This window comes from Arthrobacter sp. 135MFCol5.1 (assembly GCF_000374865.1).
Lineage (GTDB): Bacteria > Actinomycetota > Actinomycetes > Actinomycetales > Micrococcaceae > Arthrobacter.
Genome location: NZ_KB895452.1, coordinates 95,914 through 117,043, shown reverse-complemented (window position 1 = coordinate 117,043; position 21,130 = coordinate 95,914). Strand labels below are relative to the sequence as shown.

Sequence of the window (21,130 nt, the reverse complement as noted above, 5' to 3'; positions counted from 1 at the left end):
AACGAGCCCGGAATTGACACCTCATACCACCCCTTCAACCACCCGCGACGCTCCGGCCCGAAGCACGGGCCCTTCCGCCAGGGACGACTCTGCCCGGGATTCCGGTGGAACGGCAGCAGGCCGCTTCGCGCGCCTCCCCGAACTCGCCGGCAAGACTTTTCTTCCGCTGGGACTTTTCGCGCGGCTGCCGCTGGCCATGCTGACCGTGGGCACCCTGACCTTGGTGACCTCCGTCAGCGGCTCCTTTGCCGTCGGAGGGACGGCCGCCGGCGCAGTAGGCATTGGCTCGGCACTGGGCGCTCCCTTCCTTGGGGCACTGGCCGACAGGCGTGGACAACGCCCCGTGCTGCTGGTATCGGCAGTGCTCAACACAGTGGCCGTGCTGGTGCTGGTCCTGGCCGCCTTTGCCGCCGGAAAAACCGGCGGATTCCCGCTGGGAGTCCTGGCAGCGGCCTTTGCTGCCGGAGCAACGTGCCCGCAGGTGGGTCCGCTGGCCAGGGTCCGGTGGATGTCACTGACAAGAGCCGCGGCCGGTGCCGGCGCCGACGTCCGCGGCCAACGCGACCTGGACACCGCGCTCTCCTACGAAAGTACTGCTGACGAAGTGACCTTTGTCCTGGGGCCCGCGCTCGTGGGGGCGCTTGCCAGCCTGGTGGCGCCCTGGCTGCCGCTGGCCCTGGCCGCTGCCCTGACCATCACGCTTGTCCCGGCGTTTGCCGTTCACCCCACCCATCGGGCCGTGCCGGTCACCCGGCACGCCCGGGGCAGGAAAGGCGCGGGCGCTGAGACATCCCGAAGGCTGCCCTTGGCCGTGGCACTGCCCGTGGTGGCGATGGTCTGCATGGGCACGTTCTTTGGGTCCACCCAAGCGGCCCTCAGTGCTTTCTCCGCCGGCCTGGCGGGTGCGGAGATCGCGGGATTGCTGTACGCGGTCATGGGCCTAAGCTCTGCGGCCGCTGCGCTCTCGGTTGCCTACTGGCCGCGCAAGGCAGGCCTGGCCCTGCGCTGGGTGGTGTGCGCAGTCATCATGGCCGCGCTTGCCGTCCTGCTGCTGTTGCCATCGTCCCTGCCCATGATGGCGGCAGTCCTGCTGGTCCTTGGGCTTCCGGTGGGGCCGGTCATGGTCACGGTGTTTGCCGTCGGCGGCACTTTGGCTCCCGCCGGCCGCCTGGGCACCGTGATGACCGGCCTGGCCAGCGGCATTGTCGCCGGTACGGCGGTGGGCTCAGCCATTGGCGGGCAGCTGGCCCAGATCCATGGGGCAGGCGCGGCGTTCCTGGTCCCGGTGTGCGCGGCCGCAGCGTTGGCACTGCTTGGTGCGGGGACCGCCGTCGCACTCCGCCGGCGGCGCTGACGGCCGAACCCGTGGCCGGCGGTCCACCGGCTCAGGCCAGCTGGCTCTCGATCCGGGCCGCGCTCTCGGCAATGGCGGTACCCACGGCCTCGGGGTCGTGGGCCGACCGGATGTAGACGACGGCGAGGGCGGCCGGCCGGCCGCCGGGCACCCGGACAGGCGCCGCCAGGGAGGAAACTCCGGCGATGACCTCGTCATGGCTGGCGGAGTATCCCTTCCGGCGCGCCTCGGTGGCCTCCGGACGGTAGGGAATCCCGGTCCCCAGCCTGTTCCACTCGGCCTCCGTCAGGGCGGACTGGATGGCGATCCCGGGTGCCCCGGCGTTGATGGGATGCCGGGTTCCCGGGTGCTGGGCCACAGTGGCTCCGGAGTGCCGCGGTTCCACCGTGACCAGGGTGATGCAGTCATGGTGGTCCCACACGGCCACGAAGGCCGTCATGTTCAGCGAGTTTGCCAGCTGGGTCAGCTCAGGAAGCGCGGCGCTCTGCAGGTTGCGGGAGACGCCGCGGGCCAGGACCGCGAGGCCCGGGCCGGGCTGCACCCGGCCCGCATCGTCGCGCACCAGGAGCGAATGGTCCTCCAGGGTACGCAGGATCCGGTAGGCGACCGAGCGGTGGACACCCATGGCGTCCGCAAGCTCGGCGATGGTCAACGGTCCCGGAGCGGCCGCCAGGATCTCGAGGGCACGGATACCGCGCGACAGGGTCTGGGACGGGGAAGCCTGCGGCAGGGCCGCTCCGGCCTGCGCTGCGGCGGGAGGAGTCATGTGTCCATCCTAGGTTGCCGAAACTGCGGGCACAGGACCCTTGTCCTCGCCGCGTCGTGACTGTATTGTCCTCTATACGAACAGTGAGTTCCATTATCGAACACGCAGTTGGTGGCGGGCCCCACCCAGGCCGGTCCTTCCGTGTCCCGCATCACGTTTTCGTAGTACCCTGCTAACTAACTGACCGTTCTGTCGGTAATCCTGAGGCGTCCGGGCGGCACCGCTGCCCAATAAAAACAATGGAGTTTAAATGACCACACCTTCCAAGGTGGACACACCCGCCGGCCCCAGCAGCCGGACTGAAGAGCGCAAAGTCCTCGCGGGCACCCTCGTAGGCACCACCATCGAGTGGTACGACTTCTTCATTTTTGCCCAGCTGACCGCGACGCTGCTGTCGCCGCTGTTCCTTGCACCGCTGAACGAGTCCAACCCGGGCTTGGCGCAGATCCTGTCCTTCGCCCTCATCGGCATCAGCTTCCTGTTCCGACCCCTGGGCGCCGTCATTGCCGGGCACCTCGGCGACCGCCTGGGACGCAAGGCCATGCTGGTCTTCACCCTGGTGATGATGGGTGCGGCCACCGCACTGATCGGCGTGCTCCCCACCTACGCGCAGATCGGGGCTTGGGCCCCAGTCCTGTTGATCGTGCTGCGGATCATTCAGGGCTTCTCGGCAGGCGGTGAATGGGGCGGGGCCGCGCTGATGGCCGTTGAGCACGCACCATTGAACCGCCGCGGCCTGTTCGGCGCCTACCCGCAGATCGGTGTCCCGGTGGGCATGATCCTGGCCACCGGCCTCTTGTTCTTCCTCAACACCGGCATGTCCAAGGAAGACTTCGCAGCCTGGGGCTGGCGGGTGCCGTTCCTGCTGTCCATCGTGCTGATCGTGGTGGGCTACCTGATCCGCCGCGCCGTGGCCGAGAGCCCGGTCTTCCAGGAAATGGCACTGCGGAAGAAGGAAAGCAAGGCGCCCCTGGGTGAACTGGTCCGCAACCACAAGAAGCCCGTCCTTTACTCGACCATGATCTTCATCGGCAACAACGCAGCCGGCTACCTGCTCATCGCCTTCTTCATCTCCTACGCCACCAAGACCCTGAAGATGCCGACCCCGCAGATCCTGCTCGCCACCACCCTGGCCTCCTTCGGCTGGCTGATCTTCACGCTGGTGGGCGGCTGGTTGTCCGACCGGATCGGCCGCGTCAAGACGTTCCTGATCGGCTACGCCATCGTGTTCGCCTGGATGATCCCCATGTTCGCGCTGATCGACACCAAGGACATCGTCCTGTACGGGGTGGCCCTGTTCGTCCTGACCGTTGGCCTGGGCCTTTCCTACGGCCCCATGTCCGCCATGTACGCCGAGATGTTCCCGGCCGAAGTGCGGTACTCCGGCATCTCCATTGGATACGCCTTTGGCGCCATCCTGGGCGGGGCCTTTGCCGCCACCATCGCCGAATCCCTGCTGCAGTCCACCAAGTGGGCCGGTTCGATCGGCATCTACATCATGGTCCTGTGCGTCATCTCCGCCCTCGGCGTGGTGCTGGCCAAGGAAACCAAGGGGCGGCCGCTGGGCGTCAGCAGCCACCACTAACACCGTTGCGTGGCCGGCTCGCCGGTCCTCAGCTCCGCAGGCCCGGACTTTGCTCCGGGCCTGCGGCGTGCGGCAGCGGCGGTCCCTGCCGCAGCGCGGTGATGGCGTCGTCGTCGGTCAGCTGCCCGAAGTGCCGGTAGAAGCTGCCCACGGCCCGGAACTTTCCCGGCAGGTGCAGGCATACGACGGCGTCGCACACGCGCTCCAGCGAGGCCTCGGCGTCAACGGAACCCACCGGAGCTGCGGCCACCACGGTTGCCGCACCGCCGGCGCGCACGGCTTCGACGGCGGCCCGCATGGTGGCGCCGGTGGCCAGGCCGTCATCCACGAGCAGGACGGCCTTGCCGGCCAGGTCCAGGCCGGTTCCCGGATACAGGGCGGCCCGGCGCAGGATTTCGCTGCGTTCGCGGTCCTCCACGCCATCCAGCCACTCCCGGCGAACGCCGTGCTGGAGGACCCGCTCCCGCAGGGGCTTGTTGATCAGCCGGACGATCCTTCCAGATGTCCAGGCCAGGGCACCGTAGGCGGTTTCTTCATAGCCGGGGATCCCCAGCTTCCGCACCAGGACAGCACCCAAGGGAAGGTGGAGGGCACGTGCTGTGGCCGCCGCTACCGGGATGCCGCCGCGGGCAAGGCCAAGGACCACGGTGCCGGGCCGCTCCTGGAACGCTGAAAGCGCGGCAGCCAGGCGCACCCCCGCTTCCGTGCGGTCTTCAAAACGCGTCGGCATCTGTCCCTCCCCGCGGGCCGGGCCCGGTGTGAACGAAAGCCCGTGGGGCGGCCGGGTGCCGCCGGTGGCTACACACCCAGGAAGGAAATGGCGGCCTGCTTGAAGGCCCTGCTGGTGATGGCGTTGGTGTGGTTCCGGCCCGGCAGGAGCAGCTGCTCGGCCATAGACCCGGCTCCGCGCGCCAGTTCTGCGAGGTGGGGCAGCGTGCCGGCCCGTTCGTCCTTGTCCCCGGCAACCAGGAGCATGGGTACGTGGGGCACCGCTTCGGCGGGGTCGTAGGGCTCCGCCTTGATGGCTTCCACGAGCGACAACAACGCGAAGATGTTGTTGCTCGGCAGCAGCAGCGCCATCTTCAGCAGCTGGGCCGTCGATTCGTCAGCGATCGGCGTGCCGTCCGCCAGGTAATCCTGGGCGGCCCGCAGATCGAAGGCTGCCAGCGGGTCGGTATTGTTGGGTCCGCCCAGCACCAGCCTGTGGACGAGTTCCGGCTGGGTTGCGGCAAACTCCCAGGCGAGCCGGGAACCCAGGGAATATCCCACCACGTCCAGGCCGCTGGAAGGATCGCCGTCGTGCAGCGGCCGCGCACCGGCGTCGAACGCTGCCTGAAGCAGGTCCGCCCTGATCCTGCTGGGGGAGTATGAGTCCCGGTCTTCCGGGGCGCCGCTGCGGCCATGGCCGGGAAGGTCCACGGTGACGACCCGGCGCCCGGCCTCCAGCAGGGCGGCCACCCAGCCTGTGTCCTCCCAGTTGAGTTTGGACGAGGAGGAGAACCCGTGCAGCAGGAGCACCGGCCGGAGCCCGGCGTCCTCCGCCGGCTCATGCACCGCCACGAAGAGTTGCGGGTCGGTGCCCTCGACCGTGTGCGCCTGCTGCTGTCCGGTGTGCCTGCCGCTCATGCTGTCAGTTCCTCATCAGGTACGGCGCCCAGGCGGACCCGGCGCGTCGGTGCGTCTTCCTTGGAAAGGTAGTTTCACTCTACCTGCTGGCAGCACCGTTCCGGCTGGTGAGCCGGGCGGCTGCAGCGCAGGCCAGCGCGATGCCGGTGATCAGGGCCAAGGTGCCCAGGAGCTGGGCCCGGCTGGCCTCGGCGCTGAAGCCGACGGCGAAGATCAGGCCCAGCAGGACCAGTCCCAGGATGGTCAAGCCCGGGAATCCCTTCATCCGCAGCGGCAGCGCTGCCCCGTCCCGGTCGGCGCGGCGCCGCAGGATCAGCTGGGACACGAGCGCGCTGCCCCACACCACCAGGCAGGTGGAGCCCACCAGCTGGAACAGCGCGGGCAGGACCCGTTCCGGGAACAGCAGCTCCAGCACAGTGGCGATGAAGCCGAAGGCCACGGAGACCGTAACGGCAAGCATGGGGACGCCGGCGGCGTTGAGGCGGGCAAGAAGGTGCGGCGCCTCGCCCCGCCGCGCCAGGGAGTACGCCATGCGGGAAGCGCCATAGAGGTTCGCGTTCAGTGCCGAGAGGAGCGCGACGACGGCCACCAGGGTGATGGCGGTGGACGCGCCGGGGATCCGGGCGGCGTCGAGCACTCCGGCGAAAGGCGAGGCAAGGCCCGCGGACGTGGCCGGAAGGACCGCGGCGATGACGAAGACCGAGCCGATGTAGAACACCAGGATCCGCCACACCACGGTCCGGATGGCTTTGCCGACGCTGCGCTGGGGATCCTCGGTTTCGGCCGCGGCGACGGAGACTATTTCCGTGCCTCCGAACGCGAAGATCACCACGAAGAGGGCCGACGCCACCCCGCCCAGTCCCTGCGGGGCAAAGTTGGTGGTGAGGTTTGACGCGCCGGGGGACTCGACGCCTGGCAGCAGGCCCAGGAGCAAGGCGGCGCCGACCGCCAGGAACAGGACGATGACGGCCACCTTGAGGATGGCGAACCAGAACTCGAACTCGCCGAAGTTCCGGACGCCGGCCAGGTTGATTCCGGTGAAGACCACCATGAACAGCAGTGCCAGCGCCCAGACCGGCACCACGGGCCAGACGGAGAACAGCAGGCCGGCCGCGCCCAGGGCTTCGGCCGCGATCACCACAACCAGCTGCAGCCACCAAAGCCACCCGATGGTGGCTCCCGCGGTGCGGCCCAGGGCGCGTGCGGCGTAGACCGAGAACGCTCCGCTGTTCGGGTTCGCGGCTGCCATCTCACCCAGGGCCCACATCACCAGGATGATGAGGGTCCCCGCCACCAGGTAGGAGATGAGGACCGCCGGGCCGGCCGCCTGCACGCCGGCGCCCGATCCCAGGAACAATCCGGCACCGATGGCGCTGCCCAGCCCCATCATGGTGAGCTGGCGCGGCTTCATGCTGTGGCCTGCCGGAGCCTTGGGTGGCGCTGTGGTGGATGTGGTCGGGGCGGACTTCATCGTCATGGGGCGGTAAACCTTCTTGGGGTTGGTTCGGGGTCCGGTCCCGTGGGCCGGAGGTCCTTGTGGGACCACTTGAATTTACCGCTTCCGGCAGCCGGCCAAAAACGCGCGCCCCGTCCCTGCACCAGGTTGCGGCTTCCCGGGGACGCGGCGGCGCCTGGGCTGCCGGCGCGGAAACATTTCCTTTTCCGTCGGACTGGCCGTAAAATTAGTTTTGGTCAAAGTGACTATAACTAGGATTTCGGGCCCCGAGGGCGGGGTGGTGGAAGGGGGTGTGACGGTGTACTACAGCTCAGCCAACGTGTCCGAGCGGCAGGCCGCGCCGCCGTCGCTCGCCATTTCCACGGTGATCTTCGCCCTGCGCCCGAGCGCCACCTCGGGCCGTCCCACCTTGTGGCTGCCGCTGGTCCGCCGGATCAGGGAACCCTTCAAAGGCCTGTGGGCGCTGCCGGGCGGGCCCCTGAGCCACGACGAGTCGCTGCAGGACGCCGCATCCAGGAACCTCCGGGAAACCACGGGACTGAGCCCCAGCTACCTCGAGCAGTTGTATGCGTTCGGCGGCCTGCACCGCTCACCCACCCAGCGCGTGGTTTCGATCGTCTACTGGGCCCTGGTCCAGCCCACGGAAGCGGCGCTCGCGGACGAGTCCGAGAACGTCAGGTGGTTCCGGGCCGACCGCCTGGGGGACTTGGCCTTCGACCACAACGCGATCGTCGACTACGCCCTCTGGCGCCTGCGCAACAAGCTCGCCTACGGCTCCATTGCCTACCACCTGCTGGGGGAGTACTTCACCCTGGCCCAGGTCCGCGAAGTCTACGAAGCCGTCCTGGACCGCCAGCTGGATCCCGCCAACTTCCGCCGCCAACTCAAGTCCACCCCGGAAATCGAAGAAACCGGGGAATACCTCCAGGGCGGCAAGCACCGTCCGCCACGCCTCTACCGCTACACCGGCCGGCCAGGCCTTGACCCAGACAACAGGAGCACACCATGAGCAGCGTCAATACGGCAATCCAGCTGATCACGCGCGAACAAGCCGAAAAGGGCGCCGCCGCGGACCGCAGCACTTGCAGCCCGGCACTGGCGAAAGGTCCCTGGGACTACGACCTCGCCGAGGCGCTTGCAGGCATCCCGGCATACGGCCCGGGCGCATCAAGCGCCGACCCCGCTCCCGCTTCCACGCCACGCCAAGGCCAGCTGCCGGAGGAATACAAGCTGGCCGGCGATGCCGAACTGGGTGAACGGATCAGGGCGGCCAAAGCCACCTTGGGTGAGCGTGCCGTCATCCTGGGCCACTTCTACCAGCGCGACGAGGTGGTCCAGTACGCCGATTTCGTCGGTGACTCGTTCCAGCTCGCCAACGCAGCCCTGACCCGGCCGGAGGCGGAAGCGATCATCTTCTGCGGGGTCCACTTCATGGCCGAGACGGCGGACATCCTGTCCACCCCGGAACAGGCCGTCATCCTGCCCAACCTCGCGGCCGGCTGCTCCATGGCGGACATGGCGGACGAAGACTCCGTGGAGGAATGCTGGGAGCAGCTGGCAGAAATCTTCGGCACCGAGCCCGACGCCGAGGGCCGGGTTCCGGTCATCCCCGTCACCTATATGAATTCCTCCGCAGCCCTGAAAGCGTTCTGCGGCGAACACGGCGGCATCGTCTGCACCTCCTCCAACGCCAGGACCGTCCTGGAGTGGGCGTTCCAGCGCGGGCAGCGGGTGCTGTTCTTCCCCGACCAGCACCTGGGCCGCAACACCGCCAAGGCGCTCGGCGTTCCCCTGGACCAGATGCCCATGTGGAACCCGCGCAAGGACCTCGGCGGCAACGACGAACAGGCACTGCTCGATTCCCGGGTGATCCTCTGGCACGGCTTCTGCTCCGTGCACAAGCGGTTCAACGTGGCGCAGATCGAAAAGGCCCGGGCCGACTTCCCGGGCGTGCAGGTCATCGTGCACCCCGAATGCCCCATGGAGGTGGTGGACGCCGCCGATTCAGCCGGCTCCACCGACTTCATCAAGAAAGCCATCGCGGCCGCCACCGAGCCCACCACGTTCGCCATTGGCACCGAAATCAACATGGTGAACCGTCTCGCCGCCGAATACCCGCAGCACACCATCTTCTGCCTGGACCCGGTGATCTGCCCCTGCTCCACCATGTACCGCATCCACCCCGGCTACCTAGCCTGGGTCCTGGAGGAACTGGTCGCCGGCCGAATCGTCAACCGCATCACCGTGGACGAGGATGTGCAGGCCAACGCCAGGACGGCACTCGAGCGCATGCTCGCTGCGAGGCCGTAATGACCCGCGAGCCCGGCACGCCTGCGGGTCGCCTCGCCGTCGTGGGAAGCGGCATCGCCGGCCTCTACGCTGCGCTGCTCGCCGCCGACGCCGGTACGGACGTGGTGCTGCTGACCAAAGGCGCCCTGGAAGACAGCAACACCTGGTACGCCCAGGGCGGTATCTCGGCGGTGCTCGCCGAACCGTCGCCCGGGGACACCGTTGCCGCGCATATCGCCGACACCCTCCGCGCCGGGGCAGGGCACTGCAACGAGGCCGCCGTCCGGCTGATGTGCACCCAGGCGCGCGGGGACATCGCCGGGCTCCAGCGGTACGGTGTCCGCTTTGACGCCGCGCACGACGACGGCCCGGCGCTTGGGCTCGAAGCCGCACACAGTGCCCCGCGCATCCTGCATGCGGGCGGGGACGCCACGGGTGCGCGGGTGGCCGCTGCGCTCATCCAGGCGGTCCGGGACCGGCGTGACCGGGGCACGCTCCGCATTCTTTCCCAAGCCCAGGCAACCGCCCTGGTCATCTCAAGCGGCAGCGTCAGCGGAGTCGAATACCTCCAGGCGGGCCGGCCGGCCGTCCTGGCGGCCGATGCCGTGCTGCTGGCCAGCGGGGGAGCAGGCCAGCTGTTCGCCCAAACCACCAACCCGGCCGTGGCCACGGCGGACGGGCTGGCGCTCGCCGTCCGCGCCGGCGCAGCCGTGAAAGACCTCGAATTCTTCCAGTTCCACCCCACCTGCCTCGTCAGTTCCGCCACCGCCCACCCCGGCCGGCTGGACGGTCCGCTGCTGATCTCCGAGGCGGTCCGCGGCGAAGGGGCCACCCTGCTGGACGCCGGAGGCAGGCGCTTCATGCAGGCCTACCATCCCGACGCCGAGCTCGCGCCCCGCGACGTCGTCTCCCGCAGCATCGCCCTGCACCTGGCCAAGCTCGGCGACGCCAACGGCCACGTCTACCTTGACGCCCGCGCCATCGAGCAGGCCAAGGGCGAGGGCTTCCTCCGCCGGCGGTTCCCCACCCTCACCAGGAAAACCCTTGAGGCCGGCATCGATTGGACCCGCGAACTGGTCCCCGTCGCCCCCGCCGCCCACTACTGGATGGGCGGGGTGGCCACCGACCTCAACGCCCGCACCAGTGTCCCCGGCCTCTACGCCGCCGGCGAGGTTGCGTGCACGGGCGTCCAAGGTGCTAACCGGCTGGCGTCCAACTCGCTCCTTGAGGGACTCGTCTTCGGCCGCCGCGCTGTTGAAGACTTCCTCTTCGGTAACCACGACGACGGGGCTTGGGTGGCGCCTGACGGCGCTCCTCCGCTCGCTGTCTCGGCCGCGGGCGGCCTCCCCTTGACGCTCGCTTCCGGAGCACCCCCAGGCGCCGAGCTTCGGTCCGGTATGGGTGCCACTTTGGAAGGGCCAACGGCGGATCGCTCAGGTGGGCCAGGCGGAAATTGGCCGTCCGGCTTCGGCGGGGATGGAGAAGTGGGGGAGCCCTTTTCGCGGGGCGCTCTTCGCCGCCTCATGACGTCCCATGCCGGCGTGCTGCGCTCCGGGCATCTGTTGCGGGAGGCTGCCGCCACGCTCGAGTCCTGGGCCGCCGTCGTCCGTCCTGATGCCGGCTCCTCCTCTGCTGACCCCGTGGTGCCTGAGGACCGGAACCTTCTGCTGGCCGCACGGCTGCTGGTGGCCGCCGCGCTGGACCGCACCGAATCGCTGGGCGCCCACTACCGCAGCGATGAAGCCGCCGAACCTGAGAACACCTGCCCTCCGCGCCCGAAAGCGAGCCTGCTCCATGACTGAACCCGCCGTAATCGACCACGCCCCTGCCGTGCGTCCCCTCGACCTGACCCTTCCGGCGGCCCCCGTACGGGAGATCCTGGAACGGGCCTTCGCCGAGGACGCACCCTCCGGGGACATCACCTCCCAACTCCTGATCCCCGCCGGAGCGCGCGCCACCGCCGTCCTCAACGCCCGCGTCCCCGGCATCCTCAGCGGAGCCACCGTCTTCCGGGACGCCATGGAGCTCGTGGACCCTGCCACCCGGGTGGAACTGCTCCTGGCGGACGGCCAGGCGTTCGACGCCGGCACCCACCTGGCCCGGGTCAGCGGATCAGCGCGTTCGGTGCTGCTGGCCGAACGCGTGGCGCTCAACCTGGTCCAGCGGATGTCCGCGATCGCCACCAAGACCGCCGGGTTCGTCCGGCTCACGGAAGGCACCCGCGCCCGCATCACCGACACCCGCAAGACCACCCCCGGCCTGCGCGTCCTGGAACGATTCGCCGTCCGGTGCGGCGGCGGCTCCAACCACCGGTACAGCCTCTCGGACGCCGTCCTGGCCAAGGACAACCACCTGGCCGTGATGACGGGCGGAGACCCTGCCAAACTCACCGGGCTCCTGCTGGCAGCCAAGGCACAGCTGGGACACACCACCCACTTCGAAGTGGAAGTCGACCGGATGGACCAGATCGAGCCCGTCCTCGCGGCAGGGGTGGACACCATCATGCTGGACAACTTCACGGTGCCGGAACTGCAGGCCGGAGTGGCCCTGGTTGCCGGACGTGCCCTGGTGGAGGCCAGCGGCAACGTCAACCTCGAGACTGTCGCGGCGATCGCCGCCACCGGCGTGGACGTCATCTCGGTAGGGGCCCTCACGCACACCGTGGCCGCCCTGGACCTGGGCCTGGACGTCGAACTGACTGCCGGGTGACCCGTGATCTTCCTTGATGCCGCCGCCACCACGCCCGTCCGCCGCGAGGTGCTGGACGCCATGTGGCCGTACCTCACCGGCGGGTTTGGGAACCCCTCCAGCCACCACACGCTCGGCGAGGCTGCGGCGGCGGCACTGGCCGGGGCACGGTCCGCCGCGGCCGCCGTCCTGGGCTGCCGTCCGGGGGAAGTGGTCTTCACCTCCGGCGGGACGGAAGCGGACAACCTTGCCGTCAAAGGAATCGCGCTCGCCCGGCAGGCCGCAAACCCGCGACTGGACCGGGTGGTGATCAGCGCCGTCGAGCACCCCGCCGTGGAGGAATCCGCCCGTTACCTTGAGCGGTTCCACGGGTTTACGGTGGACGTGGTGCCGGTGGACACGTCCGGCCGGGTCAGCCCGGATGCCCTCGCCGCGCTGCTCGGACCGCGAACAGCCCTGGTCAGCGTCATGTACGCCAACAACGAGGTCGGTACCGTGCAGCCCATCAAGGCCTTGGCGGAACTGGCCCGCAGCCACGGCATCCCGTTCCACACCGATGCCGTCCAGGCAGCCGGCTGGCTGCCGCTGGACACCAAGGCCCTGGGTGTGGACGCAATGAGCATCTCGGGGCACAAGCTGGGTGCTCCCAAGGGGTGCGGGATGCTCTACGTCCGCAGCCGCACCAGGCTCGAACCGGTGGTCCACGGCGGGGGCCAAGAGCGCGGACGCCGTTCAGGCACGGAGAACGTGGCCGGTGCGGTGGGCCTGGCCACAGCGCTCGCCCTGGCCCAAGCGGGACAACAACAGCAACGGGAGAGGGTGGCTGCCCTGCGCGACCGGTTCATCGCAGCGGTGCTGGACGCCGTGCCGGACGCCGTCCTCACCGGCCATCCCACCGAACGGCTGCCGTCGGTGGCATCATTCTGCTTCCCGCGCACCAGCGGCGAATCCGTCCTCCTGGAGCTGGAACGCCGAGGCGTGGTGTGCTCCAGCGGTTCGGCCTGCGCCGCCGGCTCCGATGCTCCCTCGCCGGTCCTCACTGCCCTGGGACTCTCCGCAGAGCTTGCCCAGACCGCCGTCCGCTTCAGTTTCGACGCATCGGTAACCCCGCAGGAACTGGACCAGGCCGCCGCAGCCGTCAGGGGCGCCGTCGCCAGTGTCAAAAACCTCGGCGCGGGCCAGGGACGCTAGCGGATTCGTGCCATCGGGTCAGCGGTGCCGTGCGCGGCGGAAGATCCAGTGCCGCAGCATGCTGAACCGGACGGCGGTGGCCAGGAAGCCGGACAGGGTGGTTGCCACCAGTTCGTCCCCCACGGTGGCGTCCGGGTTGAACCAGTGCAGCACGCCCAGGCTGCTGCCCGTGATTACCAGTGCCACGACGATCACCACCAGGCCGTTGAGGTGGTCGCGGGTGCGCCGCTGTCCACCGGCAATCTTGAACGTCAGCCGCCGGTTCAAGGCCGTGTTCAACAGCGACGTGAGGACCAGGGCCACCGCATTGGCCAACTGCGCGCCCAGCCACGGACGCAGCAGAGCGTACAGCCCAAGTGAGGCGGCGGTGCAGATGATGCCGACCCCGGTGAAGCGGAGCAGTTGCCGGATGACCGGGAAGCGCAGGACTCCGCGGTAGTGCCTGGTGGCGGGAAGACGGCGGGTTGGCGTCTCCTGGACGGCGGGTGCGGATGTACCGTCCCTCACGCGGTCCCACCGGGGGCGCTGTTGGCGCCGGGTTCCGGGGATCGCGGGCTGTCCAGCGGGAACAGGGCATGCCGCATGTACGTGGGGGAGCAAACCATGGTCAGTACAGCTCTCCTACGGGAATTTCCACTGCCAGCCGGTTGGACGGCCCGGGCAGCGGGCAGGCCCAGGCCTCGTTGTAGGCGCAGGAGGGGTTATAGGCGAAGTTGAAGTCGATAACGAACATGGCGTCCGGGCCGGTGCCCTGCACACCATGGAACGCGCCCTTGATGGTGTCCAGCAGGTAGCGGCCGGCCCCGTACGTTCCACCGGGCTGGCCGGCAGTCGCATCCCGGAACGGGACGAAGATGCCGCCGCCGTAGCCGTGGATCTTCCAGACCCCAAGCTGGCCCATCTCGGGCAGGTCGAACGTGCCCAGGCGCACGAAATTGACCACGCCGTCGGTTCCGGTGTCCATGCTCATCTGCCGGCCGGCGCCTTCCTTGGTCAGCGGAACGTGGAACCGGTAGATCGGATCGTAGTCCGCTGTCTTCAGCCCGGAGAAGCGTGCCTTGTCCGCTGCCGTGAGCGCGGACGCAGGGTGGGTGGCAAACATGAGGTCGCGTTGGTGGCGCCAGTACGAGTGCGCCTCGGCCGGGTCCTCCGCAGAGATTTTGCGGACGTTGTCGTAGAGGGCAAAGGTCCTCAGCCGCCAGTCGGCGATGTCGAGGGCGGACATTTCCGCAGGATTCTCTTCGGCTGTGCCGTGCTGCTCTTCCGCCATAGCCTCCAGCCTAGTCCCCGGCCAAGGCAGGTAACGTCCGACGGCGACACGCAGGCCGGGTGCCCGGGTGGTGGAACCGGTCGGTGGCCCGGAAACACCTGCCGCGCCAGCCACGGAAGGCGGCACGGCACGGTTAGGCTGGCTGCCATGACAGGCAAGGCACCATTGACCGTTCTTTCCCGGATGTCCCTGCTGGCAGCCGCGCTCCTGCTGGCGGGCTGCTCGGGACCCCAGGCCGGCAGTGGACCGGGCTGGACGGCGCAGCCGGACGCCTCGGGAACCACCGGATCTGGGGCGGCAACGGCATCGCCGGGCGCGTCAGGCAGCGCCTCCGCTCCTTCGTCCGCCACCCCCTCCGAACCCCAGGGCGCCGCCACGGCGTCCTCCTGGAAGACCTTCTCGGACCCGGCGAAGACCGTGAGCTTCGACCTGCCGCAGGACTGGATCGCCCAGTCGGTGGCGCCGGAGGAAGGCGTGCTCCCCGGCGGCCTGAAAATCGATGTCAAGAAGCCCGACGGGACGTATGTCGCCGCACTGCGGACGGGACTGCCGCCGTCTTCCGGCGCTTGCCCGGACAGCGCCAGGCACCCCTACACGGTGATCAGCAGCGTGCCCTTCGACCTCGCCGTCCAGGGCGGGGAAGGAACCATCCCGCCCCGGATGGTCTACCGGGTGATCCAGGGCTACCGCTACTTTGGCTCCTACGGCATCACCAACCTGGTGGGCGGAAGCGACGGGCAGGCGTGCGAGCTGCGCAACGTGGTGCGCGGACCGGCTGGGAAAGGCGACTACTCGTTTGGCGACGTGGTGTCGTTGAAGGCCTTCGCACCGGACGAGAAAGTGGCCCCGGCGATGCCGTTCGACACCCTCGCCCAGGCCGCCCAGTATGTCAATGACAGTTCCGACTTCGCCAACGTACAGCGGATGCTAATGTCGCTGAAGGTCAAAAACTAGTCCCGCTGCCCGCACTCACCCGGTGCCGGGGACCGCGACTTGCCGTCCACCCCCCAACACCCCCGGAGAGACATGGAACGCTCTGTTTCCGCACGCCTGGCCTTCAGGACCACCGCCCATACCAAAGTGGCCATGGCCATTGCCGCGGCGAGGAACAGCGGCTATTCGTCCTTTGCGGAATCCTTGTCCGTCACGGCCGGCGGTGCGGACGTGCCGCTCACGGAGGTGTCCGACCACCACGGCGGCCGGTTCCACTACATGGAGTTCGACGAACCCACCGAGGTTGCCGTGGAATATACCGCCACGGTGTCCGGACGCGCCGTTCCCGAAGAAGCGGGGCTGGCCGACCGGATCCGTTACGTCCGCCCCAGCCGCTACGCGGAATCCGACCGGCTGCTGCCCACCGCCTACGCCGAATTCGGCGGGATCCATGGGGCCGCCCTGCTGCATGCGGTCCGGAACTGGGTCAACGGCGAGCTGCGCTACATCAGCGGTTCCTCCCGGGGCACGGACGGGGCAGTGGAGACCCTGCTGAGCCGCCGCGGCGTGTGCCGGGACTTCGCGCACCTGGCCATCGCCCTGCTCCGTTCCAAGGACATCCCCGCCCGCCTTGCGGCGGTCTACGCCCCAGGCCTCAGCCCCATGGATTTCCATGCGGTGGCGGAAGCCTACGTGGAGGGTGCCTGGCACGTCATCGACCCCACGGGGCTTGCCCCGCGGGAATCAATGCTCCGGATCACCGCGGGCCGGGACTCGTCGGACACGGCGTTCCTGTCCACCGTGGGCGGCAGCCTGACCCTGACCCAGCTGCGCATCACGGCCGTGGTCAACGGCGAGCTGCCGGTTGAAGACCCCACCCGGCTGGTGGCGCTGGGCTGACGCCGGACCCGGCTGCCCGGCGTCGGGATTACCGGGGAAGGGTACCCAAGGAGGCCCGCAGCTTGTCGGTGAGCCGCCTGAGTTCCTTTTGCTCTGCCGCCGTCAGCGCGGGAGCCACCAGTGCCGAGATGTCGCGGACGTGCTCGCGGCCGATCTCCTTCTGCAGCTCCCGCCCTTCGTCCGTGAGCTTGAGCAGCACTCCGCGGCCGTCCTCGGGCGCCGGCATCCGGGCCACCAGGCCGCGCTTCTCGAGCCGCTCCACCAGCCTGCTGAGGCTGGACTGGCTCAACAGGACGTTGTCGTTGAGCTCGTTGAGCCGCAGCCAGCCGGAGGGACAGCGGGAGAGCGTGAACAGCACGTCATATTCGTTCAGTGCCAGTTTCCGGAACGCCGGCCCGGACTGGAGCTTGCGCATCACCGCAACCTGCGCCCGGAACAGTGACTCCCAGGTTTCGGCCGCCAGCCGGACCGGCGAGTCGGATCCTTGCCCGGCCATCATGCCTCCGAGGTGGCTTTTTCGGCGTCCTGGGCGGCCAGCAGTGCGGCGACCCGCCCGGCGTGGGTGGGCGGCCCGGGAACCTGTGCGGGCTTGCGTGCTGCATACTCCTTACGCAGCGTAGGCAGGACTTCCTCGCCGAACAGGTCCAGCTGCTCCAGCACGGTCTTCAGCGGCAAGCCGGCGTGGTCGATCAGGAACAGCTGGCGCTGGTAGTCGCCGAAGTACTCGCGGAAGGTCAGGGTCTTCTCGATGACTTCCTGCGGGCTGCCCACGGTCAGCGGAGTCTGCGAGGTGAAGTCCTCCAGCGAAGGTCCGTGGCCATACACCGGAGCGTTGTCGAAGTATGGGCGGAACTCCTTTACGGCGTCCTGGGAGTTCTTCCGCATGAAGAACTGGCCGCCCAGGCCAACGATCGCCTGGTCTGCCGTGCCGTGGCCGTAGTGCTCGTAACGCTCGCGGTAGAGGCCGATCAGCTGCTGGTAGTGCTCCTTGGGCCAGAAGATGTTGTTGGCGAAGAAACCGTCACCGAAGTAGGCGGCCACCTCTGCGATCTGCGGCGTCCGGATGGAGCCGTGCCACACGAAGGGCGCCACACCGTCCAGCGGCCGGGGCGTGGACGTGAAGTTCTGCAAAGGGGTACGGAACTTGCCGGACCAGTTCACGGTGTCCTCGTCCCAGAGTTTACGCAGGAGGCTGTAGTTCTCGATGGCCAGCTCCACGCCGTCCTGGATGTTCTTGCCGAACCAGGGATAGACGGGAGCGGTGTTGCCCCGGCCCAGGACGAGGTCCACGCGTCCATCGGACAGGTGCTGGAGCATGGCGAAGTCTTCGGCGATTTTTACGGGATCGTTCGTGGTGATCAGCGTGGTGGCCGTCGAGAGGATGATGCGGTTGGTCTGCGCTGCGATGTAGGCCAGCGTTGTGGTGGGTGAGGAGGAGAAGAAGGGCCGGTTGTGGTGCTCGCCCAGGGCGTAGACATCCATGCCGATCTCCTCGACCTTCTTGGCGATGGCCACCGAGGCCTTGATGCGTTCGTGCTCGGTGGGGGTGCGGCCTGTTGTGGGGTCCGTGGTGATGTCGCTGACGCTGAAAACACCGATCTGCATGATGTGCCCTTCCGTTGCTGGACTTTCCGGCTTAGTTTAAGTGTAAACCAATTTAGATGCATTTGCATCTATCGCCTGCTGTAACGCCCCGACGCGGAGAATATTCCCGCGTGCGTTCGCAGAAGGGCATTCAAAAGCTGATGCCCGCACCGCTGGGCGGTACGGGCATCAGGGAGGGGCGCTGTTGCTACTCGGCGCCCCCGGGGGCGGCGCGGCGGCCGCTGAGTTTGGGCATCTGCCCGGTGGTCCAGTCCTTGAACCCGGCGTCGACGTCGGACCCCGGGCCGCGTTCAGGCCGGGCCTGAAGATCCTTAAGCAACGCCTTCTTTTCTCGGCGACCCTCCACCAGCCGGTACAGCACGGGGACCAGGATGAGGGTCAGTGCAGTCGAGGACACCAGGCCGCCGATGACCACAACGGCAAGCGGCTGCGAGATGAAACCGCCCCCGCCCGTGAGGCCCAGGGCCATGGGAGTCAGGGCAAAGACTGTGGCGAGTGCCGTCATCAGGATGGGGCGCAGGCGCTGCCGGGCACCGTTGGTAATGGCATCCGCCACGTTCATGCCCGGCCGGCCGTCACGCGGCTGGCGGTACTGGTTGATCAGGTCGATCAGCACAATGGCATTGGTCACCACGATGCCCACCAGCATGAGCATGCCGATCAGCGACGGCAGGCCCAGCGGAACTCCCGTGACCAGCAGCAGGGCCACGGCACCGGTGGCCGCGAAGGGAACCGATACCAGCAGGATCAGCGGCTGGATGAGGGATTTGAACGTGGCCACCATGATCACATACACGATGGCAATGGCAGCCAGCAGGGCCAGGCCCAACTGCCGGAAGGAGTCCGCCTGCTGGGTGGTGGCCCCGCCGATCGTCGCGGTGACGCCGGCAGGCAGCTGGACGTCCGCCAGGCGCTTTTGGACCTCGGTGTTCACGGCACCCAGGTTGGAGCCCGACGGCGTGATGGACACCTTGGCGGTGCGCTCACCGTTGCTGGCGGTGATGGAGACGGGGACGTCCACCTGCTCCACGGAGGCAATGCTTCCCAGCGTTACCGGCTTGCCGCCAGCCGGCAGCGGGATGTTGCGGACGGCGTCAATGCTGGTGAATTTTGTGCCCTGGCCGATCCGCACCGGGAAATCATTGGTGTCGATGCGGACCGTCCCCGCGGGAATGGGGCTGATGGTGGAAGCCAGGACCCCGGCAACCTGTTGCTCGTTCAGTCCTGCGGCCACCGCCTTTGCCCTGTCCACCTTCACCTGCACCACGGGGTTGCTGGCCGCCAGGTTGCTGGCCACCTCGCTGGTGCCGGGAACGCCGGACATGGCGGCAACCATGGTGTCGCTGGCGGACTGCAGGTCGGCGCTGGTGGCGGCCTTCAGCGTGATGTCCACGGTGGACGAGGTACCGAAGCCGCCCTGCTGGGTGCCAACGGAGATCTTGCCGGAATCAGGCACCTTGGCCAGCTCGGTCCGGACGGTGTCCTGGAGCCGTTCCTGGTTGGCCTTCTCGTCAGTGACCACGGTGAAAGTGGAGTTCGAGGACCCGGTGGAGGTCAGTGCGGCGAACCCGGCCTGCGCATTGCCCGACGTCACCTGGACGTCTTTGATGCCGTCGATGCCGCGCAGGACCTCCTCGAGCCGGATGGCGGCGGCGCTGGTGTCCGCGAGGCTGGTTCCGGCAGGCAGCACCTGGCGCACGGTCAGGCTGTTCTGTCCCGAGTTCCCCAGCAGGTTGGTAGCCAGCAGTGGCGTCATGGCGCCCGTGGCGACGAGAACCAGGACGGCGGCCACCAGGGTGATGACCGGGTGTTTCTGGGTGGACCGGAGGATGGGCAGGTAGCCGCGCTGCAGGCGGCTGCGCTGCTCGGCGTCGTGCGCCTTGGCTGTGGCTTCCGCGGCAATCCGGCGGGCCTCGGCGGAACCGGCCGGTGCTCCGTCCGGGGCGCCCTTGGGGTTTTTGAGGAACCAGTAGGCGAGCACCGGAACGATGGTCAGGGACACCAGCAGCGACGCCAGCAGCGCCATGGTGACGGTCAGGGCAAACGGCCGGAACAGTTCGCCGGCCAGATCGCCGACGAAGGCAATCGGCAGGAACACGGCCACCGTCGTCAGCGTGGAGGCTGTGATGGCACCGGCCACCTCCCTGATGGCGGTGAGGATCGCCGTCGACTTTTCTTCGCCGTAGCTGAGGTGCCTCTTGATGTTCTCGATGACCACGATCGAGTCGTCCACCACGCGTCCGATCGCGATGGTGAGTGCGCCGAGGGTCAGGATGTTCAGCGAATAGCCCGTGCTCGAAAGACCGATGAACGTGATGAGCAGCGACAGCGGGATGGAGACGGCGGTGACCAGCGTGGAACGCGCCGACATCAGGAACAGCAGGATGACCGCCACCGCGAATCCCAGCCCCAGCAGGCCTTCCGTGGTGAGGTCCTTGATGGACTTTTCGATGAACGGTGCCTGGTCAAAGACAGGTGTGAACTTTGCGTTCGAGCCCAGCTCCGCCTGGAGATCCTGCAGGGAGTCCCGCACCGCATGGGAAATCCCCACCGTGTCACCCTCGGGTTTCTTGGTGACGGAAACGGCCAGGGTCTCGGCCCCATTGGTGCGGGTGATGGAGGTGCGTTCGTCGTCCTTGAGCGAGACGTCGGCCACCGAGCCGACGGTCGCTGCGTTCTTCGCCCCGGCCAGCGGAAGGGCCTTGATGGCGTCAAGGGAATCCACCGGGCTGCCGATCTGCAGGGAGAGGGTCTTTCCCTGGTCCTCGAGGGTTCCGGCCGGGACCAGGGCTCCGTTGTTGGAAAGGGCGTCCTTTATCGCGGTCACGCCCACGCCCGCGGCGGCGAGGGCATCGGTGCGTGGCAGGATCTCGATGTGCTGGGACGCACCACCGGTCACGTCGGCGCTGCGGACGCCGTCGATCTTCTGCAGCCGGGGCACGGTCAGGCGCTGCAGGTCAGCGTTCAGGTCACTCAGGGACTTGTCCGAGGACACCGCGAGGAACACGATGGGGAAATCGCTGATGCTCCCGGCGATAGCCTGCGGCTGGACATCGCTTGGAAGGGTCCGTTTGGCGTTGGAGATCGCCCGGTCGATCTGGTTCCGGGCCCGGTCAAGATTGGAACCATAGGTGAACACCAGGGTGATCTGCGAGACGCCCGTGCGTGACGTGGAGGAGGTGGATTCCAGCCCCTCCACGCCGTTCAGTGCCTTCTCCAGCGGGCCGCTGACCTGCTTGTCCACGACCTCGGGCGACGCGCCCGGCATGGAGCTGAGGACGGTGATCTGCGGGAACTCAATGGACGGGATGAGCTCCTGCTTCAACGAGGACATGGTGATCACGCCGAAGACCGAGGCAAAGACGGTGATCAGCGCGATCAGGGCCCTGTTGGCAAGGGAAAGGTGCGCCAGCCGGAACATGGATGCTCTCCTGGGGGGTTTAGTGACTGGTACATGCCCTGGGTGC

18 protein-coding genes are annotated in these 21,130 nt (G+C 68.1%); 9 read left to right on the top strand and 9 right to left on the bottom strand.

Annotated elements, in window-relative coordinates:
- The first annotated feature begins 13 nt into the window (after positions 1-13).
- Entirely contained in the window at positions 14-1,354 is a 1,341-nt protein-coding gene (locus tag C563_RS0100545) for an MFS transporter (RefSeq protein ID WP_018760083.1), read from the top strand.
- A gap of 31 nt (positions 1,355-1,385) precedes the next feature.
- Here the strand turns inward: C563_RS0100545 and C563_RS0100540 are convergent, their stop codons facing one another.
- On the bottom strand, positions 1,386-2,120 hold the full coding sequence (locus tag C563_RS0100540; RefSeq protein ID WP_018760082.1) for an IclR family transcriptional regulator: 735 nt from the start codon (positions 2,118-2,120) through the stop codon (positions 1,386-1,388).
- Positions 2,121-2,370: 250 nt separating this feature from the next.
- On the opposite strand from C563_RS0100540, the gene C563_RS0100535 reads away from it, so the two are divergent.
- Positions 2,371-3,705 (top strand): MFS transporter, encoded by a 1,335-nt coding sequence (locus C563_RS0100535; RefSeq protein ID WP_018760081.1) that lies wholly within the window; start codon positions 2,371-2,373, stop codon positions 3,703-3,705.
- Positions 3,706-3,733: 28 nt separating this feature from the next.
- Here the strand turns inward: C563_RS0100535 and C563_RS20750 are convergent, their stop codons facing one another.
- From C563_RS20750 to C563_RS0100520, 3 genes are all read right to left on the bottom strand, one after another.
- Positions 3,734-4,435, bottom strand: coding sequence for a phosphoribosyltransferase (locus C563_RS20750; protein WP_051083380.1), 702 nt, complete (start codon positions 4,433-4,435; stop codon positions 3,734-3,736).
- Positions 4,436-4,503: 68 nt separating this feature from the next.
- The gene (locus C563_RS0100525; RefSeq protein WP_018760079.1) at positions 4,504-5,331 is read right to left on the bottom strand and encodes an alpha/beta fold hydrolase; all 828 of its coding nucleotides are present in this window, start codon (positions 5,329-5,331) and stop codon (positions 4,504-4,506) included.
- A 79-nt stretch (positions 5,332-5,410) separates the two neighbouring features.
- A complete protein-coding gene (locus tag C563_RS0100520) occupies positions 5,411-6,808 on the bottom strand; it encodes an amino acid permease (protein WP_026264230.1) in 1,398 nt (465 codons plus the stop codon).
- Between the two features lie 277 nt (positions 6,809-7,085).
- On the opposite strand from C563_RS0100520, the gene C563_RS0100515 reads away from it, so the two are divergent.
- The 5 genes from C563_RS0100515 to C563_RS0100495 are packed head-to-tail and all read left to right on the top strand — an operon-like array spanning position 7,086 to position 12,955.
- The gene (locus C563_RS0100515) at positions 7,086-7,796 is read left to right on the top strand and encodes an NUDIX hydrolase (RefSeq protein WP_026264229.1); all 711 of its coding nucleotides are present in this window, start codon (positions 7,086-7,088) and stop codon (positions 7,794-7,796) included.
- The gene (gene nadA, locus C563_RS0100510; protein WP_018760075.1) at positions 7,793-9,097 is read left to right on the top strand and encodes a quinolinate synthase NadA; all 1,305 of its coding nucleotides are present in this window, start codon (positions 7,793-7,795) and stop codon (positions 9,095-9,097) included. The genes C563_RS0100515 and nadA overlap by 4 nt, the downstream gene beginning before the upstream one ends.
- Positions 9,097-10,878 (top strand): L-aspartate oxidase, encoded by a 1,782-nt coding sequence (gene nadB / locus C563_RS0100505; protein ID WP_018760074.1) that lies wholly within the window; start codon positions 9,097-9,099, stop codon positions 10,876-10,878. The genes nadA and nadB overlap by 1 nt, the downstream gene beginning before the upstream one ends.
- Positions 10,871-11,785, top strand: a complete 915-nt coding sequence (gene nadC / locus C563_RS0100500) for a carboxylating nicotinate-nucleotide diphosphorylase (RefSeq protein WP_018760073.1) — start codon at positions 10,871-10,873, stop codon at positions 11,783-11,785. Before nadB ends, nadC begins: the two co-directional genes overlap by 8 nt.
- Before the next feature lie 3 nt (positions 11,786-11,788).
- Complete coding sequence (locus tag C563_RS0100495; protein ID WP_018760072.1) at positions 11,789-12,955, top strand: cysteine desulfurase family protein; 1,167 nt, start codon at positions 11,789-11,791, stop codon at positions 12,953-12,955.
- Positions 12,956-12,973: 18 nt separating this feature from the next.
- On the opposite strand, the gene C563_RS0100490 is transcribed toward C563_RS0100495, so the two are convergent.
- Together C563_RS0100490 and C563_RS0100485 are read right to left on the bottom strand one after the other, a co-directional pair.
- Positions 12,974-13,462, bottom strand: a complete 489-nt coding sequence (locus C563_RS0100490) for a GtrA family protein (protein ID WP_018760071.1) — start codon at positions 13,460-13,462, stop codon at positions 12,974-12,976.
- Positions 13,463-13,562: 100 nt separating this feature from the next.
- On the bottom strand, positions 13,563-14,225 hold the full coding sequence (locus C563_RS0100485; RefSeq protein ID WP_018760070.1) for a DUF1684 domain-containing protein: 663 nt from the start codon (positions 14,223-14,225) through the stop codon (positions 13,563-13,565).
- A gap of 147 nt (positions 14,226-14,372) precedes the next feature.
- Between C563_RS0100485 and C563_RS0100480 the strand changes: the two genes are divergently transcribed.
- Together C563_RS0100480 and C563_RS0100475 are read left to right on the top strand one after the other, a co-directional pair.
- Positions 14,373-15,179, top strand: coding sequence for a hypothetical protein (locus C563_RS0100480; protein ID WP_026264228.1), 807 nt, complete (start codon positions 14,373-14,375; stop codon positions 15,177-15,179).
- A gap of 72 nt (positions 15,180-15,251) precedes the next feature.
- On the top strand, positions 15,252-16,058 hold the full coding sequence (locus C563_RS0100475) for a transglutaminase-like domain-containing protein (protein WP_018760068.1): 807 nt from the start codon (positions 15,252-15,254) through the stop codon (positions 16,056-16,058).
- A 28-nt stretch (positions 16,059-16,086) separates the two neighbouring features.
- On the opposite strand, the gene C563_RS0100470 is transcribed toward C563_RS0100475, so the two are convergent.
- The 3 genes from C563_RS0100470 to C563_RS0100460 form a co-directional block, all read right to left on the bottom strand.
- Positions 16,087-16,554 carry a MarR family winged helix-turn-helix transcriptional regulator gene (locus C563_RS0100470; protein ID WP_018760067.1) on the bottom strand — a complete coding sequence of 156 codons (468 nt, stop codon included), beginning with the start codon at positions 16,552-16,554 and terminating at the stop codon, positions 16,087-16,089.
- A complete protein-coding gene (locus C563_RS0100465; protein ID WP_018760066.1) occupies positions 16,554-17,663 on the bottom strand; it encodes an LLM class flavin-dependent oxidoreductase in 1,110 nt (369 codons plus the stop codon). Before C563_RS0100465 ends, C563_RS0100470 begins: the two co-directional genes overlap by 1 nt.
- Positions 17,664-17,850: 187 nt before the next feature.
- Positions 17,851-21,084, bottom strand: coding sequence for an efflux RND transporter permease subunit (locus C563_RS0100460; protein WP_018760065.1), 3,234 nt, complete (start codon positions 21,082-21,084; stop codon positions 17,851-17,853).
- Between the last annotated feature and the right edge of the window lie 46 nt (positions 21,085-21,130).